This is a genomic window from Streptomyces sp. 150FB (assembly GCF_000818195.1).
GTDB lineage: Bacteria > Actinomycetota > Actinomycetes > Streptomycetales > Streptomycetaceae > Streptomyces.
Genome location: NZ_JTHL01000001.1, coordinates 7,010,441 through 7,013,972, shown reverse-complemented (window position 1 = coordinate 7,013,972; position 3,532 = coordinate 7,010,441). Strand labels below are relative to the sequence as shown.

Below are 3,532 nucleotides of genomic sequence, written 5' to 3'. Positions count from 1 at the left end.
CCCTCCGTCGCAGTCGGCAAACCCGTAACGTCGCGCCCGGGGCCGTCAGTGCGGCGTTCCCGCAGGTCAAGGGGGGCGCGCAGGGGTGGTGTCCGGGATACTAACGCGTGATTTGCGGCGCACGACCGCATTCACCGGGCAGCCGCGGTGACGACGCCGTAAATCGTGCATCCCGGATGCCATCCCGGAGCGACACCCGACAACAACCTCGGCCAACGCCGGTGACCCCGGACCCGGCCGCGAAACGAACCCGGCGCACACCGAACGCCCACACCACGGCCGCCCGCCGCGAGGCGACCGGCTACCCCTTGTCCAGGTACGCCTCCCTGTCCGCGTCCAGCAGCGCGTCCAGCGTCGTACGCAGTTCCGGGTAGCCCTCCAGCTCCGGGTCCTCCGCGACCACGGCCACCGCCTCCTCGCGGGCGGCCGCGATGACCTCCTCGTCCTCGATGACCGTGAGCATCCGCAGCGAGGAGCGGACCCCCGACTGGGCCTGCCCCAGCACGTCGCCCTCGCGGCGCTGTTCGAGGTCGATGCGGGAGAGTTCGAAGCCGTCCAGGGTGGCGGCCACCGCGGCCAGCCGGGAGCGGGCCGGGGCCGCCTCGGGGGCGTCGGTGACCAGTAGGCAGAGGCCGGGGGCCGAGCCGCGGCCTACGCGGCCGCGTAGCTGGTGGAGCTGGGAGACGCCGAAGCGGTCCGCGTCCATGATGACCATCGCGGTGGCGTTCGGGACGTTCACGCCGACCTCGATGACGGTGGTCGCGACGAGTACGTCCACCTCGCCGGCGGCGAAGGCCCGCATCACGGCGTCCTTGTCGTCGGGTGGCATCCGCCCGTGCAGCACCTCGATGCGCAGCCCGCGCAGCGGGCCCTCCGCGAGCAGCGCCGCGACGTCCAGGACCGCCAGTGGTGGCCGCTTGTCCCCCGTGTCCGCGCCGGCAGGCGCGTCGTCGCCGATGCGCGGGCACACCACGTACGCCTGGTGTCCGCCCTCAACCTCCTCGCGCACCCGCTCCCACGCCCGCTCGAAGAAGCGGGGCTTCTCCAGGGCGGGGACGACATGGCTGGCGATCGGGGAGCGGCCGGCGGGCAGTTCGTCGAGTACGGAGGTTTCCAGGTCTCCGAAGACGGTCATGGCGACCGTACGGGGAATGGGCGTCGCGGTCATGACCAGCAGGTGCGGCGGCTGCTTGCCCTTGGAGCGCAGGGCGTCGCGCTGTTCGACCCCGAAGCGGTGCTGCTCGTCCACCACGACCAGGCCGAGGTCGTGGAAGCGCACCTTGTCCTCGATCAGGGCGTGCGTGCCGATCACGATCCCGGCCTCGCCCGTCACCAGGTCAAGCAGCGCCTGGCGGCGCGCGGGCACGCCCATGGAGCCGGTGAGCAGCACCACCTTGGTGCCGATGTCCGAGCCGCCCAGCATCCCGCCCTGGGCCAGCTCGCCCATCATCTCGGTGATCGACCTGTGGTGCTGCTGGGCGAGGACCTCGGTGGGCGCGAGCATCGCGGCCTGTCCCCCGGCGTCGACGACGGTCAGCATGGCCCGCAGCGCGACCAGGGTCTTGCCGGAGCCCACCTCACCCTGGAGAAGCCGGTGCATGGGGTGTTCGGTGGCGAGGTCGCCGAAGATCTCGGCGGTGACCTTCTGCTGTCCGCCGGTGAGGGTGAAGGGAAGCTTGGCGTCGAACGCGTCGAGCAGGCCGTCCGCGACGGGTTTCCTGGCGACGGCGGGGAGCTGCCCGTCCGCGTGGCGGCGGCGGGCCAGCGCGACCTGGAGGACGAAGGCCTCGTCCCACTTCAGGCGCTCGCGGGCGGCCTCGATGTCCGCCCTGGTCTCGGGCCGGTGGACCTTGAGGAGCGCCTCGGGGAGCGAGGAGAAGCCGCGGCCTTCGCTGAGCCGTGGCGGCAGCGGGTCGAGGGCTTGCGCGGCCATGGGCAGCACCGCGTCCACCGCTTTGGTGATCTTCCACGACTCCAGGCCCTTGCAGGCCGGATAGATCGGGATCAGCTTGCCGGCGAAGGCGTCCACGGTGTCCTCGCCGCTGTCCGTGCCGAGCGCCACGTACGTGGGGTGTGCGAGCTGGAGTTTGCGGTTGAAGACGGAGACCTTGCCGGCGAACATGCCCCGGCTGCCGGGGGGCAGGTCCTGGTGGGGTTTGTGGACTCCGCGTCCGAAGAAGACGAGCTGGAGCCGGCCGCTGCCGTCGGTGAGCGTGACCTCCAGCCGCTTGCCCTTGCCGCCGTTGAAGGTGTGCACGCGGGAGTCGGCCACCTGGGCGACGACGGTCACGTCCTCGTCCAGCGGGAGGTCGGCGAGCTTGGTGAGCTGGCCGCGCTCCTCGTACCGCCGGGGGTAGTGGTGCAGGAGGTCGCCGACGGTGTGCAGGTCGAGGTGTTCGGCCATCACCTTCGCGGTGGCGGGGCCGAGCGTCTTCTTCAGAGGTTCATCCAGCGCGGACACGCCATCCATTGCACACCACCGCACTGACAGGCTGCTACTCCACGCCGATGAGCAGCGGTACGGACTGCCGGCCACCCTGGTGGACCACGGTGTCGACGGCGAGATGGCCCTCGCGTACGAACAGCTCCAGGCGGTCGGCGAGGGTGCCTGGCAGGTCCTCGCCGATGACCAGGGTCACCAGTTCGCCGCCGGCGAGGAGCATGCGGGAGAGGACGGCCTCGGCGGTCTCCGCGAGGTCGGCGCCGATGACGGCGACGTCCCCTTCGATCAGGCCCAGTACGTCCCCCCGCTGGCAGATGCCCGCCATGGTCCAGGACTGCCGTTCGGCGACGGCGAGTTCGGCGTAGCGGGTGGCTCCGGCGGCCGAGGTCATCGCGACCACGTCCTCGTCGAAGCGGCGGTCCGGCTGGTGGACGGCGAGCGCTGCGATGCCCTGGACGGCGGCCCTGGTGGGGATGAGGGCGACCCGTACGCCTTCCGCGCGGGCCTGTTCTGCGGCCGCGGCGGCGGTGTGGCGCAGGTCGGCGTCGTTGGGGAGCAGCACCACCTCGCGGGCGTGCGCGCGCCGGATCGCCTCGACCAGTTCGCCGCTCGCCGGCGGCTCGCCGGGGCGGGCGAGCACGGTCGTCGCCCCGGCCTCGGCGCAGAGTTCGGCGAGGCCCTCGCCGGGGACGACGGCGACGACGGCGCGCTGGGCCTGTTCCCCGGCCGGTCCTCCGGCGTCGGCGAAGTGGGTGATACGGATGCGGTACGGGCGTCCCGCCTCGACACCGGCCTCGACCGCGGCGCCCGCGTCGTCGACATGGACGTGGACGTTCCACAGGCCGTCGCCGCCGACGACGACCAGGGAGTCGCCGAGGCCGTCGAGCCGGTCCCGCAGCCGCGCGACGGCGTGTTCGTCCGCCTCCAGCAGGTAGATCACCTCGAAGGCGGGCCCGTCCTCGGCGGCGCACGGCTCCGCCGCCGGCGTCCCGTAGGGGCGCTGAGCGGGAGGGAAAACGGCGGGGGCGTGGCCGGTGAGGGCCTCCACCAGCGCGCCGAGGACCGCCAGCAGTCCGCGTCCGCCCGCGT

1 protein-coding gene and 1 pseudogene are annotated in these 3,532 nt (G+C 72.7%); both read right to left on the bottom strand.

Annotation, left to right across the window (positions count from 1 at the left end):
• Positions 1-301: 301 nt before the first annotated feature.
• A complete protein-coding gene (gene recG / locus QR77_RS30110; RefSeq protein WP_040025144.1) occupies positions 302-2,470 on the bottom strand; it encodes an ATP-dependent DNA helicase RecG in 2,169 nt (722 codons plus the stop codon).
• A gap of 25 nt (positions 2,471-2,495) precedes the next feature.
• A pseudogene (locus QR77_RS30105) lies at positions 2,496-3,532 on the bottom strand (dihydroxyacetone kinase); the annotation flags it as partial.

Coding starts and splice junctions, on each gene's coding strand:
- recG (WP_040025144.1), bottom strand. CDS start 2,470: ATGGATGGCGTGTCCGCGCTGGATGAACCTCTGAAGAAGACGCTCGGC.